The organism is Acinetobacter sp. L-24 (genome assembly GCF_056857555.1).
In genome coordinates this window covers 79,399-93,798 of sequence record NZ_JBSXNI010000040.1, presented here as the reverse complement: position 1 = coordinate 93,798, position 14,400 = coordinate 79,399, and the positions used below count along the sequence as shown (strand labels likewise).

The following is a 14,400-nucleotide window of genomic DNA, read 5'->3' as shown; positions in this document are numbered from 1 at the left end:
CCTAATAGGATTCTATTGGGTTTTTTTATTGCCTTAAATAAAATGCCTAAATTCTGATTGACGCTTTCTTAGAGAGAAGTTTTCTGAGAATATTCAAAGATTAAATTAAATGAATATTATAATTTCTAGAGGGTGGGCAGGTGGATACATTATGGGATTTTCAACAGCTGGATTTAACTAATACCCGATTCTTTATTTTTGATAGTAAAAGTGATCATCTGGTTTATAAAGATCGGGACTTTAAAGAATATCATTGGGATCAGTCTAAATATAATCGAGTCAGGGAAGGGGATTTCTTTTTATATCGACGACCGCAAAAAGCCTCTGAAATTAAAAATCAATTCTATCTTTATGGTGCAGGCCGTATAGCCAAGATTATTGCACCTACTGTACTGCCATTCCTCAAAATCATCAAAAACGCCGAACCAAACCGGTCTTTGCGAAAGTGATCGATGGTATACGTTTTATAGATCCTATTCTGCAGTCCGATTTGGAAGATTTTCAATGGACTTTTAAACCACGCGGAAATACTTGGGAACATTTTTTTCAACAATATAGCATGAATGAGATCACGGCAGATGATTTTTGGCGATTACTTAAATTAGCAGGAATAGGCGAAAAACAGGATGCTTTGTTAGATACGCATTTACGTCAAGAAATCCTCGATTATAGTGTTGAAGATCAATATGCCAATGTAAAAGTTCGCGGTTCGCCACACCAGCAATTTGCTTTACAAGTTAAACTTAATTATCAATATCAATGTGCGATCTCTGGTATTAAGACCAAAGCCTTTTTAGTGGCTTCTCATATCGTACCTTGGTCTGAAAATCAGGTACATAGAAAAAATCCGCGTAATGGAATTTGTTTATCTTCTTTATTGGATCAAGCTTTTGATCAAGGATTTATCACGCTAGATAAAGGGCTTAAAGTGTGTCTTGCGAATCAAGCCAAGCAAGATGCGAGTTTATACGCCTATTTAAAACCCTATCACGGTAAACGAATCGACGTACCAAAACGTTTTGCACCTGATCCGGTATTTTTAGCCTGGCATAGAGCACACCGGTTTTTAGATCAACCCAATAATCTTTAAAAACTAGCGCTGAATGAAAGAAATTACAGGCACAAAAAAAGCACTCTAAGAGTGCTTTTTTTTAATATCTTGCGTCTAAATTATAGAGCAACGATATTTACAGCTGTAGGGCCTTTTTGACCTTGAGCTACGCTGAAAGAAACCTTTTGACCTTCAACTAAAGTTTTGAAACCTGAACCAGTGATTTCGCTGAAATGAGCAAAAACGTCTGGACCTGATTCTTGTTGAATGAAACCGAAACCTTTAGTTTCGTTGAACCATTTTACTGTACCGTTAACTGTATTAGACATAATATAACCTATTGAATCGTATGAATTTATAGCCAAAATTTCAGATGACTAACTGTAACTTTGAAAAATAAAAAGGATGGAGCTTTTTGATCTGTAATACGAAGGTTTATGACTAAAACTGCGATACTTAAAAGAAGACTAACCAAAACAAGAATTTTTCTAGTTGGGATTATCATACCGCTTATTTTGAGATATACAAGCGTTTTATTTGGCTAATTTATTAGGATGTTGAAAAATATAAAATTAAATTTGTATATTTTCTATCCAGAAAGGTTTTTTAAGTTGAAGAAGGGCATCTACATCAATAAAAAGAGCGCCGAAGCGCCCTTTTCAAGTCAATTTACAGCTTAGTAATCGAAGCTAAAGTGTTCTGGTTAGTAATCGAAGCTAAAGTGTTCTGGCGCGAGTGCCGTCATGGTTTTAGACGGATTCACCATCGCTTCTGCATGACCTTGGGTACGTGGCAGGATACGTTCAAAGTAGAAATCAGCAGTTTTGATTTTTGCTTTATAGAACTCTGGTACTTCCGCACCATCGCCAGAAGCCAGTTTGGCTGAAGCGACTGCGGCTTGTTGTGCCCAGAAGTACGCCATCATCACATAACCGGAGAACATCAGGAAATCGACTGATGCAGAAGAAACGATGTCGCGGTCCTTACGTGCAGCCAGCATGATACGCACAGTTAGTGCATTCCACTGTGCACAGAGCTTGGTTAAATCCCAGGCAAAGCGGCGCATATATTTATTACGTGCATGCTGACCGCAGAATTTCAGGATTTCAGCAGTGTAATCACGAATCACTTTGCCTTTCGAGGTCAACAGCACTTTACGACCAATCAGATCCAGTGCCTGAACGCCTGTTGTGCCTTCATACAAGGTAGAAATACGTGAGTCACGTACGATCTGTTCCATGCCCCATTCTTTGATATAGCCGTGTCCACCGAAGACTTGCATACCGTGATTTGATGCCTCATAACCCATTTCGGTCAGGAAGCCTTTCAGGATTGGAGTATAGAACCCAAGATGGTCATCATGCTGTTCAAATGCTGCAGTATCGCCACGCAGCAAAGCATCATTCATGTTGTCGGCAATTTTTGCTGCATGATAAATCATGGCACGGCCACCTTCAGCAATGGCTTTTTGCGTCAATAGCATACGGCGGACATCAGCATGGTGAATGATCGCATCCGCTACTTTTTCCGGATCTTTTTTGCCAGACAGGGCGCGCATTGACATACGCTCTTTGGCATACGGTAAAGCACCCTGGAATGACAATTCAGCATGACAAATACCCTGAATCGCAGTACCAATACGCGCCGTGTTCATAAAGGTGAACATAGCGTGCAAGCCTTTATTCGGTTCGCCAATCAGGTAGCCAGTCGCATTGTCAAAATTCAGTACAGCCGTTGCTGAAGCGCGAATCCCCATTTTGTGTTCAATCGAACCGCAGTTCACTGGATTACGCTCGCCGATCCCGCCATCTGCAGCAGCAATAAATTTCGGTACGATAAACAGAGAAATCCCTTTGGTACCTTGCGGTGCATCCGGAAGGCGTGCCAGTACGATATGTACGATATTTTCAGTCAGGTCGTGCTCACCTGCGGAAATAAAGATTTTGGTGCCTGAAATGGCATAGCTGCCATCTTCTTTCGGCTCTGCTTTGGTCTTAACTTGACCCAAGTCAGTACCACATTGCGGCTCAGTCAGACACATGGTGCCCGCCCAAGTTCCTGCAACTAAGTGAGGCAGATACGTGTTTTTCTGCTCATCGGTACCATATTGCATGATAGTGTTGATACAACCCACACTTAAACCCGGATACATCTGGAATGACCAGTTTGCAGTCCCCATCATTTCCGATTTGATCAGGTTTAAAGACATTGGCAGGTTTTGGCCACCAAATTCTTCAGGATAAGACAGACCTTGCCAGCCACCTTGTACGAACTGGTCGTAAGCTTCTTTAAAGCCTTTCGGTGTTTTTACTTCTCCATTTTCAAAATGACAGCCTTCTTCATCACCGCTTTGATTCAACGGCGACAGTACATTTTCACAGAAATCTGCAGCGCCTTCTAAGATCATATCTACCGTGTCGGCATCGGCATATTCACCATTCGACAAATTCTGGTAGTGCGCAGGGTAGTCAAGCACTTCATTCATAAGGAAGCGAATGTCGTGTAAAGGGGCTTTATATGCTGGCATGCGTTTAATCCTGATTGAAATTAGTTTTGGATTATCTGTATCGATTCTTTGATTATTCACATTCGGGATAAAAAAACATTGATGAATTCAGTGAATAAAAATGTCAGAAAAGCTAATCGATTTTTAAGACTAATGAATGAAATCATCGAATTTCATCATTAGGTGTTTACATTACAGGAAGATTAAAAACTTGTTATATCAATGGAATTTAATGAGTTAAAAGGTGATTTGTCCAGTATATTTTTGTATGAATTGTGCTCGGATTCAGGTGGCAAAATAACTCATTTTAAAATGTCATTAAAACCAATCCATGGTTTTTCAGCTTATAAAAAGTAGTAGGAGGGAAGTAAAGGGTTGCAGTTGCAACCCGAACTGAACTCATTAGAGAGATAGGGGTTTTAAAGAAACTCTTTTAAATCCGGTTTGATACCATTCCAGATGTAAAAAGATTCAATTGCTTGACCGACCAGCATGCCAAAACCTTCAGATGTCGGTACACCGCGTGCCTTGGCTTGATCCAGAAAGGAAGAAGGTTTGCCATAGGCCATTTCATAGGCCCGTTTAAACTGTAGCGTTTCCGGTAAAACCAGGGCATCACCGCTGAGACTGGCAGAAGTGGCATTAATCATCAAATCAAATTCACCGGCTAAAGTGTCTAGTGAAATCGCCTGTAATTCGACTTGCGGTACGGCATTCTGAAGATCAGCGACCAGTTGTTCCGCCCGTGCCAAGGTACGATTGGCGATCACGATTTTTTTCGCACCTGCCTGGGCTAGGGGATAAATTACACCACGCGTGGCACCGCCTGCACCAATAATTAAAATATCTGTATTTTCCAGTGGCCAATCTAGTGCTCGAATTGCTTCAACCAGTCCCTGACCATCGGTATTGTCGCCATGCAGGACACCATTTTCCATCCATAAAGTATTCACTGCTTTGGCAATTTTGGCCCGTTCACTTAGCACCTGACATTGGGTAAAAGCCTGTTCTTTAAAGGGTACGGTGACATTCATGCCGCTACCACCCTGGCCAAAGAATTCCTGAATATCGGCTTTGAAACCATCCAGTGGCGCCAGACGTTTACTATAATTCAGGTCGACACCAGTTTTGGCTGCAAAGGCGTGGTGCAATTCTGGAGAACGTGATTGTTCAATCGGGTTACCAATCACGGCAAATTGTTTGCTCATTTCACAATGTCCATGTGCGGAAATGGCCATCAATATACGTGAAAAAGCGCAGGGACTAAAGCTTGCGCGATTTTAAATTGCTGCTAAGTTATCAGGTTTTTAGGAACTACAAATATCCATAATATGTTCCGCAAACATCAGCGCCATACTGAGAACAACCCCAAACCCAGTCAGGATACTCACCAGAATAGCGGCACCATCCAGAATCAGATTATGACTCAAAATTGCAGTACTCATCGCGCTGATGGCGAGAGCCAGAAAAAGCCAAAAGGCCAACACAGGTAGATTTAATTGAAGATTATGCATTGTTATTCTCACTAGACATCAAATGGAATATGATCGATGTAGCGATAGGGTGCCGCGATCAAATCAGGTATTTCTATGCAGCAGTATAGAGGATATATCTATTAAAACAGCCCTCTATTTGAGGGCTGTTTGTATCATTTCATTGCATTGAATTTTAATTCTGTTAACCAGTCATGTGGTTTCAGGTAGTAATCTGTTAAACGTTTTTCCGGTGAGCCTTCATCCCATTCAGGACGATAAGACCATCCGGTAAGCGGGGGCAGGCTGACCAGAATCGATTCAATCCGGCCACCAGTCTGCAAGCCAAACAGGGTGCCGCGGTCATAAACCAGATTGTATTCCACATAACGGCCGCGACGGTATAACTGAAACTCGCGTTGTGCTTCGGTATAAGGCTTATCCTGATTGCGTTGGAAAATCGGCAGAATGGCTTCTAAGTAACCATTGCCTACAGCCTGTATATACTGGAAACAGGTTTCAAAATCCCATTGATTTAGGTCGTCAAAAAACAAGCCGCCAACGCCTCGCTGTTCATCACGATGTTTTAGATAAAAATAATTATCACACCATTGTTTATGTTCAGAATAAACTTCTTCGCCAAATGGCACACACAGATCATGCGCCGTTTGATGCCAGGACAATACATCTTCATCATTCGGATAAAATGGGGTCAGGTCAAAACCACCACCAAACCACCAGATCGGATCTTGGCCTTCTTTTTCTGCCACAAATAAACGCACGTTGGCATGCGAAGTCGGTATATTCGGGTTTTTTGGATGGATGACCAGTGATACCCCCATCGCTTGCGCTTTGGCACCGGCAATATTGGGATGGCGTTCGGTCGCAGAAGCAGGTAGCTTGGAAATGTTGATGTGAGAGAACATTACCCCACCTTTTTCAATCACCGTACCATTTTGCAAAACACGTGAACGGCCACCACCACCTTCTGGACGCTCCCAGTCATCGATGATAAATTCGGCCGTACCGCCGCCAGCACGTTCCTGCTGTTCTAATGCTGCACAAATCCGTGCCTGCAAGTCGAGGAGAAATTCACGAACGTGTTGAATATCCGTAGATGTAGGATGCTGCATCAGAGCCCTCGTAGGGAAATAAAAAACTAACGACATCAAAGCATAAAATCAGTCAAAGATTAAGGTCTAATTTGGTGATGCAATTCATCAACCCAGACATTACATTCCACTATTCATAAGCAGAATGCATCATTAAATCCGACTAAATGGCTAGGTTGAATTCTTTTTTCAAGCTTAGCACAATAACTCACAAGCGCTCATTGGCTTGAGCATTTCTCGACGGTAATAGGTGGGTCTCATGTCGGTACAGGTCAATTCCCTGATTCAAAAATACAATGTTCCCGGGCCACGCTATACCAGTTATCCCACTGTTCCATATTGGGAAGAGCAGAATTTCTCACTGGAACAATGGAAGCAAACGCTAAAAAAGTCTTTTGCAGAATCCAATCAAAACGAAGGCATTAGTCTGTATATCCATTTACCATTTTGCGAAAGCCTGTGTACCTTTTGTGGTTGCCATAAGAGAGTCACAAAAAAACATGAAATGGAACAGCCTTATATTCAGGCGGTATTAAAAGAATGGGATTTATATTGTGAGCTATTACAAGAAAAGCCCATCATTAAAGAGATTCATTTGGGCGGGGGGACGCCGACCTTTTTTTCAATGGCGCATCTCGCTCAACTGATTCAAGGCATTCTGGCCAAAGCTGACATAGCGCCTGTACATGAATTCAGTTTTGAAGGCCATCCTAACAATACCACACGTGAGCATTTGCAAGGATTGTATGATCTGGGTTTTCGTCGGGTCAGTTATGGGGTGCAGGATTATAATGAAACCGTGCAAAAGGCGATTCACCGGATTCAGCCTTATGAAAATGTTAAACAGGTGACCGAATGGGCACGTGAAATTGGCTATGAGTCAATTTCCCATGATCTGGTCTTTGGTCTGCCATTTCAGAGTCTGGATGATGTTTTAAATACTATTGAACAAACCAATTCGCTCTTGCCGGACCGTCTGGCTTTATATAGCTATGCACATGTGCCCTGGATTAAAGGTAATGGTCAGCGCGGTTTTAAAGATGCCGATGTGCCCAAAGATGCGATCAAACGGGAATGCTATGAAGAAGGTAAAAAGAAGTTACTCGCGCATGGTTATCATGAAATTGGCATGGATCACTTTGCTTTAGAAAAAGATGCGATGTACCAGTCCTTTCAAGCTGGAACATTGCACCGCAATTTTATGGGATATACCGCCTCTAAAACCCAGGTGATGATTGGACTCGGGATTTCTTCGATCAGCGATAGCTGGTACAGCTTTGCCCAGAATGTGAAAACCATTGAAGAATATTATGAATGCCTGGCGCGCAATGAAATTCCGGTATTTAAAGGACATGTCTTAAATCAGGAAGATTTGATCATCCGGCAACATATTCTAAATTTGATGTGTAGCTTTAGCACCTCATGGGAAAATTCCGAGATGCTTTTCCCTGAAATTGATGAGGTTTTGGAACAGCTTGAGGAAATGGCACAGGATGGTTTGATTCAATTTTCAGACTCGTCAGTCACGATTCTGGAGAAAGGGAAACCATTTGTACGCAATATTTGTATGGCTTTTGATTTACGTTTAAAACGACGGATGCCTGAGAACCGGATTTTTTCCATGACGATTTAATCTTCCCCTAACTCCATTTTTAAGAAAAAGAGGGAAAGCCTCCCTGAGCAAGACTTAAGTATGGCTTTAAGTCGAAGCGCAAGAAAGGGAGGTTTGGAGGGATTAAGTTAAAATAAGGTGGGACGGGGGTTAAAAATATTAAAAATCTTCTTTCTGATAAAGATGTGCCATGCGTTCGTGCTTGGTCTTAAGATATTGTTCATTAAAAGGATTTAAGCCTACAGTCAAAGGCACACGATCGACCACATTAATCCCTTGGGCTTTTAAAGCCTCGATTTTGGAAGGATTGTTGGTCACAAGACGTACTGCTTTGACCTGTAAATGATCCAGCATAATGCTGCACATATCATATTGGCGTGCATCTGCTGGCAAGTTCAGCATGAGATTGGCATCGACCGTGTCATGTCCCTGATCTTGCAGGGCATAAGCGCGAATTTTATTGGTCAGGCCAATGCCACGACCTTCCTGACGCAAATACAGAATGACCCCGCGGCCCAATTCATTGATCAGTTTTAAAGTCGCTTGCAATTGCGGGCCACAGTCGCATTTGAGTGAAGCAAAGGCATCACCGGTTAAACATTCAGAATGCACACGCACCACTACAGGCTCATCTGATACTTCTTCAAGTCCTTTGGAAAGTGCGACATGTTCTTCACCGGTCTTAGGGTCTTGAAATACAGTAATTTTAAATTCACCGTGAGCGGTAGGTAATCTTGACGTTGCGACAAATTCGATTGGCACAGCTGAACCCGTTAAATCCTGAAATTGGCTAAAGTATAGCGTAATGCTTGAACATTGGTAGAATTGCAAAGTCGAAATTCTGCAATAGATTTTCTTTTTTGTAGAAAGCGAACGATAATAGTTGATAAATAGTAAGATTATTCAGGATAATCGTAGGCTGCAATTTTTCACCCCGACGAGATCATTGTTTAATATTGCATCGCTAGAAGCGTAGCTGAATTGAAGCTGCTACAATTCAGCTATATGATCGGGTACTCCCCATTGACCTAGCTTTAGATTTGCCAGGCTTTAGAAGGCTTTGCCATAATATGCTGTATACAGAAATCCCAACTCAACGCCCTGTAACACCGTTGCTTGATGCGATCAATCATCCTGAGCAACTGCGTGCACTCGAGCAAAGCCAGCTGGAACAAGTGGCGGATGAGTTACGTCAATTCATTTTGTATGCTGCCGGGCAAAGTGGCGGACATTTTGGTGCCAACCTCGGTGTAATTGAGCTCACCGTGGCCTTACACTATTGCTTTAATACGCCACATGATCGCCTGATCTGGGATGTAGGTCATCAGGCCTATCCGCATAAAGTGTTGACTGGTCGTCGTGAACAGCTCACCACCATTCGTGCCAAAGACGGTCTGGCAGCGTTCCCGGCTCGTGAAGAATCTGAGTTTGATACTTTTGGGGTAGGGCATTCTTCGACGGCAATTTCTGCTGGCCTAGGTATGGCGCTTGCACGTCGTTATCAGAATAATCCGTGTGAAGTTGTGTCAATTATTGGCGATGGCGCCATGACGGCAGGTATGGCTTTTGAAGCCTTGAATGATGCCGTGGCACACAGTGCTGATCTGATGGTGGTGCTGAACGACAATGATATGTCGATTTCTTGCAGTACCGGTGGTTTTGCCAAACATCTGGCTGCCATTTGGGAGCGCGGTGAGTTCGTTAATGTTACCGAGCAGGGTGAGGCATATGTACAGCCACATCCAGAATGGTTGTATAACTCGCGTTTGCACAGTGCAGCGACCGATGCTGCAGATAACTTATTCCAAGCCATTGGCTTTGACTATTTTGGCCCGTACGATGGTCATGATGTCAAACAGCTGGTGCATGTCTTTAATGCGCTGAAAAAGCGTAAAGGCCCACGCCTGATTCATATCTATACTAAAAAAGGCAAAGGCTTTGCTCCGGCAGAATCCGATCAAATCAAATATCACGCGATTAGCAAAATCAACGCCGTTGCCGCCAGCAATACTGCACCGAAATATTCGGATGTATTTGGACAATGGCTTTGCGATGAAGCGGCACAAGATGCCCGTTTGCTCGCAATCACACCTGCGATGTGCGAAGGCTCAGGCATGGTCAAATTTGCCAAAGAATATCCAGAACGTTTCTTTGATGTCGCGATTGCCGAACAGCATGCGGTTACCTTGGCTGCCGGTATGGCTTGTGAAGGCTTGAAGCCGGTGGTTGCAATTTACTCGACTTTCCTGCAACGCGGTTATGATCAACTGGTACATGACGTGGCTTTGCAGAATCTGGATGTTACTTTCGGTATTGATCGTGCCGGTCTGGTTGGTGAAGATGGCCCGACGCATGCCGGTGCTTATGACTATGCCTATATGCGTACTATCCCGAATATCGTGATCATGGCGCCGAAAGACGAAAATGAATGCCGTCAAATGCTGCATACAGCGTATTTGTATCCAGGGCCGGCAGCGGTACGTTATCCGCGTGGCAATGGACTGGGCGTCGATATCCAGCAAAAGATGATCGAGATTCCGATCGGTCAGGCGGAAATTGTGGCCAGCTTTAATGGGCAGTATGATGAATATATTTCTATACTGGCATTTGGTAGCCGGGTACAGGCTGCAGTCGACGCTGCTGAAGCATTTGCCGTGAAACATGAGATTGGCGTGCGTGTGGTTAACATGCGTTTTGTCAAACCACTGGATACTCAAATGCTCGATGATCTCGCTTTAAGCACCAGTCTGTTTGTCACGGTGGAAGAACATGCAGTGATGGGCGGTGCAGGTAGTGCCGTGAATGAATATCTGGCAGAAGCACAGATTGTCAAACCGATGTTGAATCTGGGTCTGGATGATACGTTTATGGCGCAAGCGACCCATGCACAGATGTTGCAGCAAGCGGGTCTGGATACGCAAGGCATTGAAAAATCGATCAATCAGGCTTGGTCCAGCCTGGGGCAAAGCATCTTGTCATAAGTTCTTAAAAATTTTAGACACATTTTTCCCAAAAAAGCCCCGATATTTGCTAAGATATCGGGGCTTTTATGCATTATTCTTTATCAGTGTCTTCAAATTTGTAGTGGGTGTTCAATGGAACCTATGGTGGTGATGGCTGCGCGTGCGGCTCAGTTAGTTGGTCAAGAGCTTTTAAAAGCGCATCAGAATCGTCATAAACTCGATCTACAAGTCGAAGAAAAAGGAATTGATGGTCCGGTAACGCGTGTAGATCGTTATTTGGAACAGTTGACCATCGATACCCTACGTAAAAGCTATAAAAATCACAGTTTCCTTGGTGAAGAGTTTGGCTATCAGGAAGGTAAAGGTCATGACGCCGATTGGTGTTGGGTGATCGATCCGCTAGATGGTACTTTAAACTTCATTAACGGTTTCCCGCATTTCTGTATCTCTATCGCAGTTCAGCACAAAGGCATTACTCAACACGGGGTGATTTATGACCCGGTGAAAGATGAGCTATTCTCTGCCAGTCGTGGTCGTGGTGCCATGATGAACCAGCGCCGTATTCGTGTGAATGTTAAAGACAGCCTGGAAAATACTTTTATGGCTGTTGGTCACGCTTATCGTGCCAAGCGTAATGGCGAAGTTGTGTCTTATGCCAAGAACCATTTTCAAACCCTGTTAAATGTAACTGAAGCTGGCGCGCAATATCGTCGTTCAGGTTCTGCAGCATTGGATTTAGCCTATGTTGCTGCAGGTCGTTTCGATGGTTATTTCGAACTTGGTTTAAAGCCTTGGGATATCGCAGCTGGCGAATTGATCGTAAAAGAAGCAGGCGGTACTGTAGTTGATGCACGTGGTGGTAGCGACTCTATGGAAAATGGTCAAGTTTTGGCTTGTTCAATGAAAATGCTTAAGCCTTTAATGCAAGCAGTTGTTCCTGCTTGGGGCGAAGCAGCAAAATAATCGGGTTTAGATGAATCAGATCTAATATTGAGAAAAGGCGTCCTTCGGGATGCCTTTTTTATGCACGGAAATTTAAGTCGCGAGAGACTGGTATAGGGGTATTGATGTTTGCTTGAATACTGGAAATATCAGGTGAATTGGCGAAAAGTGACTTTTTATACCATCTGTTACATTTTTTATTATATTTTAAGTATTAGAAATATATAGATAAATTGTGAATAAGGAAAATTAGTTTTAAAACTTAATGACATTGTGAAATATTCTGCTATAATTCTGCCACGCACTTAATTTCTGTTCTTTACCTGAACACTATCTTCTAATCATTGTATGCGCGTGCTGTCCATAGAGAGGACATATCCTTCGCGCCCCAATCGCTTAAGCGATTCCTTCAGGTTTGCGGCCGTAATCATGCGTGCGTTATATCCACATCGTCGTTACTCGGATCGCTGCTGAATCCTAATATTTTCAGCATTATTTGCTGTGCCGCTTTTTGCCGATGTCCATAATTGTTATTTATTAAATGGAGCACCCACTTCAGGGTGAATACTCTCTATGAGCAAAACTTTTGCTGATTTTTCCCTCGACGAATCTCTAACACAGGCTCTCGACGCTTTAGGCTTTACTACTCCTACTCCTGTACAAGAACAAGCGATTCCAGCTGCGCTTGAAGGCAAAGACCTTCTTGTGTCAAGCCAAACAGGTTCTGGTAAAACTGCTGCATTCTTACTGCCTACGTTAAATGCGTTGGCAAACCAAGATACATTAGTACCGTTTAAAGACCGTATGAAAGCGGTTACTCAACCGAATATTTTGGTGATTTCACCGACTCGTGAATTGGCACAACAGGTATGTCAAGACGCAATCGCATTTGTACGTCACATGAAAGGTGTTCGTATTGCAGCAATCATGGGCGGTATGCCTTTTGGTAAACAAATTCAACAGTTGAAAGGCGCGCAAGTTGTTGTTGCAACTCCAGGTCGTCTACTTGACTTGGTGAATCGTCGTCAAATCAAATTGGATAAAGTTGACGCGTTAATCGTCGATGAAGCTGACCGTATGCTTGACCTGGGCTTCTCTGAAGACTTAGAAGCAATTGGTGAGTTGGCTGCAAACCGCAAACAAACTCTTATGTTCTCTGCGACTTTTGCACCACGTATCATTACACTTGCAGAACGCATGATGAATGATCCAATGCGTATTTCGATCGAAACTGGTCACTCTACAAATACTGATATTACTCAGACTTTGCATTGGACTGACGGTTTCGAGCACAAGAAAAAACTTCTTACTCACTGGTTGAACGAAGAAGACGTTGATCAAGCAGTTGTATTTGCGTCAACTCAAGAAGACACAGATATGTTGGCTGAAGAACTTGCTGAAGCAGGTCTATCAGTTGTAGCGCTTCACGGTGCTATGCCACAAACTGTTCGTAACCGTCGTTTACGCAGCATCCGTGAAGGTCGTGCGAAGATCTTGGTTGCAACTGACGTTGCAGCGCGTGGTCTTGACGTACCAACTATTTCACACGTCATCAACTTCGGTCTTCCAATGAAGAATGAAGACTATGTACACCGTATCGGTCGTACAGGTCGTGCGGGTCGTACTGGTAAAGCCATTACTTTGGCGACTTACCGTGAACGCGGTAAAATCCGTGCTTTAGAAGACTTCCTTGATGCGCGTCTAAACGTATCTGAAATTGAAGGTCTTGAGCCATCTCCACCTCCTGCACGTGGTAGCCGTGATGGCGCTGGTCGCGGTCGTGGCCGTGATGGTGGTCGTCGTGATGGCGGTCGTGGTGGTTTCGGTGGCGGTCGTCGTTTTGAAGGCGAAAGCAACTTCAAACGTCGTGAAGGCGGTGATGATCGTCCACGTCGTAGCTTCGATGACAAACCTCGTGGCGAACGTCCGGCATTTGGCGAAGATCGTCCACGTCGTGACTTTGGTGATCGTCCAGCTCCACGTCGTGAAGGCGGTTTCGGTGATCGTCCACAACGTTCGTTTGATGACCGTCCAAAGCGTGACTTCGGTGATCGTCCAGCTCCACGTCGTGAAGGCGGTTTCGGTGATCGTCCACAACGTTCGTTTGATGACCGTCCAAAGCGTGACTTCGGTGATCGTCCAGCTCCACGTCGTGAAGGTGGTTTTGGTGACCGTCCTCGTTCTAATGATGACAACCGTGGCAACCGTGTAGATTATAAACCAGCTCGTGAAGGCGGTTATGGTGATCGTCCAAAACGTGATTTTGGTGATCGTCCTGCTCCACGTCGTGAAGGCGGTTTCGGTGATCGTCCAGCGCGTTCATTCGGTGATGACCGTCCAAAGCGTGATTTCGGTGATCGTCCAGTACGTCGCAACTTTGATGACAAGCCACGTGGTGAACGTTCGTTCGGTGGTGAAGATCGTCCACGTCGTAAATTTAACGACTAATTCAGTCGCTAGATGAAGATAAAAAACCGGTAGAAATACCGGTTTTTTTATGCATTGAGTTTTTTGCTTTTTAACGTAAAATGTCTACTAAATCATATTTTGTCAGGGTTATGATAATTATTAATATGAAAAGCTTAGCTCTTCGATCTCAATTGATAGAGGTGTATATGCCATATATCGCATTGACTTTGATTTTGTGTAATATTATCTATTATTTATACAGTCTTTTTAATTAATCAATGTACCTGACTAAATCTTAAGTGCATATTTTTATTATAAAAAATACGAAACAAT

12 protein-coding genes are annotated in these 14,400 nt (G+C 43.5%); 6 read left to right on the top strand and 6 right to left on the bottom strand.

Translation table 11 applies throughout. The features are described 5' to 3' along the window. Positions 1–140: 140 nt before the first annotated feature. The gene (locus AC13CK_RS07100) at positions 141–449 is read left to right on the top strand and encodes a hypothetical protein (protein WP_425879453.1); all 309 of its coding nucleotides are present in this window, start codon (positions 141–143) and stop codon (positions 447–449) included. A 41-nt stretch (positions 450–490) separates the two neighbouring features. Then, positions 491–1,090: an HNH endonuclease gene (locus tag AC13CK_RS07095; RefSeq protein ID WP_425879455.1), complete on the top strand. Its 600-nt coding sequence runs from the start codon at positions 491–493 to the stop codon at positions 1,088–1,090. A gap of 80 nt (positions 1,091–1,170) precedes the next feature. Here AC13CK_RS07095 and AC13CK_RS07090 read toward each other — a convergent pair whose 3' ends face one another. The 5 genes from AC13CK_RS07090 to hemF all read right to left on the bottom strand — a co-directional run bounded on the left by AC13CK_RS07090 (position 1,171) and on the right by hemF (position 6,162). After that, positions 1,171–1,380: a cold-shock protein gene (locus tag AC13CK_RS07090; protein WP_004281542.1), complete on the bottom strand. Its 210-nt coding sequence runs from the start codon at positions 1,378–1,380 to the stop codon at positions 1,171–1,173. 374 nt (positions 1,381–1,754) lie between these two features. Next, on the bottom strand, positions 1,755–3,578 hold the full coding sequence (locus AC13CK_RS07085) for an acyl-CoA dehydrogenase C-terminal domain-containing protein (protein WP_004281541.1): 1,824 nt from the start codon (positions 3,576–3,578) through the stop codon (positions 1,755–1,757). A 398-nt stretch (positions 3,579–3,976) separates the two neighbouring features. Continuing rightward, positions 3,977–4,765, bottom strand: a complete 789-nt coding sequence (aroE, locus tag AC13CK_RS07080) for a shikimate dehydrogenase (protein ID WP_425879458.1) — start codon at positions 4,763–4,765, stop codon at positions 3,977–3,979. A 99-nt stretch (positions 4,766–4,864) separates the two neighbouring features. Continuing rightward, complete coding sequence (locus tag AC13CK_RS07075) at positions 4,865–5,071, bottom strand: hypothetical protein (RefSeq protein WP_004281539.1); 207 nt, start codon at positions 5,069–5,071, stop codon at positions 4,865–4,867. A gap of 134 nt (positions 5,072–5,205) precedes the next feature. Continuing rightward, positions 5,206–6,162 carry an oxygen-dependent coproporphyrinogen oxidase gene (gene hemF, locus AC13CK_RS07070; protein ID WP_425879460.1) on the bottom strand — a complete coding sequence of 319 codons (957 nt, stop codon included), beginning with the start codon at positions 6,160–6,162 and terminating at the stop codon, positions 5,206–5,208. Between the two features lie 238 nt (positions 6,163–6,400). On the opposite strand from hemF, the gene hemN reads away from it, so the two are divergent. Continuing rightward, on the top strand, positions 6,401–7,774 hold the full coding sequence (gene hemN, locus AC13CK_RS07065) for an oxygen-independent coproporphyrinogen III oxidase (protein ID WP_425879462.1): 1,374 nt from the start codon (positions 6,401–6,403) through the stop codon (positions 7,772–7,774). A gap of 138 nt (positions 7,775–7,912) precedes the next feature. Here hemN and ribA read toward each other — a convergent pair whose 3' ends face one another. Beyond that, the gene (ribA, locus tag AC13CK_RS07060) at positions 7,913–8,515 is read right to left on the bottom strand and encodes a GTP cyclohydrolase II (protein WP_425879540.1); all 603 of its coding nucleotides are present in this window, start codon (positions 8,513–8,515) and stop codon (positions 7,913–7,915) included. Positions 8,516–8,823: 308 nt separating this feature from the next. Between ribA and dxs the strand changes: the two genes are divergently transcribed. The 3 genes from dxs to AC13CK_RS07045 all read left to right on the top strand — a co-directional run bounded on the left by dxs (position 8,824) and on the right by AC13CK_RS07045 (position 14,106). Next, entirely contained in the window at positions 8,824–10,734 is a 1,911-nt protein-coding gene (gene dxs, locus AC13CK_RS07055; protein WP_425879464.1) for a 1-deoxy-D-xylulose-5-phosphate synthase, read from the top strand. Positions 10,735–10,848: 114 nt separating this feature from the next. Next, positions 10,849–11,679: an inositol monophosphatase family protein gene (locus AC13CK_RS07050; RefSeq protein WP_004281534.1), complete on the top strand. Its 831-nt coding sequence runs from the start codon at positions 10,849–10,851 to the stop codon at positions 11,677–11,679. A 552-nt stretch (positions 11,680–12,231) separates the two neighbouring features. Next, positions 12,232–14,106: a DEAD/DEAH box helicase gene (locus AC13CK_RS07045; protein ID WP_004281533.1), complete on the top strand. Its 1,875-nt coding sequence runs from the start codon at positions 12,232–12,234 to the stop codon at positions 14,104–14,106. Positions 14,107–14,400 lie beyond the last annotated feature (294 nt).

Excerpts from the sequence above, each read along its gene's own strand:
- AC13CK_RS07090 (WP_004281542.1), bottom strand. The coding sequence starts at position 1,380 with ATGTCTAATACAGTTAACGGTACAGTAAAATGGTTCAACGAAACTAAA.
- AC13CK_RS07085 (WP_004281541.1), bottom strand. The coding sequence starts at position 3,578 with ATGCCAGCATATAAAGCCCCTTTACACGACATTCGCTTCCTTATGAAT.
- aroE (WP_425879458.1), bottom strand. The coding sequence starts at position 4,765 with ATGAGCAAACAATTTGCCGTGATTGGTAACCCGATTGAACAATCACGT.
- AC13CK_RS07075 (WP_004281539.1), bottom strand. The coding sequence starts at position 5,071 with ATGCATAATCTTCAATTAAATCTACCTGTGTTGGCCTTTTGGCTTTTT.
- hemF (WP_425879460.1), bottom strand. The coding sequence starts at position 6,162 with ATGCAGCATCCTACATCTACGGATATTCAACACGTTCGTGAATTTCTC.
- hemN (WP_425879462.1), top strand. The coding sequence starts at position 6,401 with ATGTCGGTACAGGTCAATTCCCTGATTCAAAAATACAATGTTCCCGGG.
- dxs (WP_425879464.1), top strand. The coding sequence starts at position 8,824 with ATGCTGTATACAGAAATCCCAACTCAACGCCCTGTAACACCGTTGCTT.
- AC13CK_RS07050 (WP_004281534.1), top strand. The coding sequence starts at position 10,849 with ATGGAACCTATGGTGGTGATGGCTGCGCGTGCGGCTCAGTTAGTTGGT.
- AC13CK_RS07045 (WP_004281533.1), top strand. The coding sequence starts at position 12,232 with ATGAGCAAAACTTTTGCTGATTTTTCCCTCGACGAATCTCTAACACAG.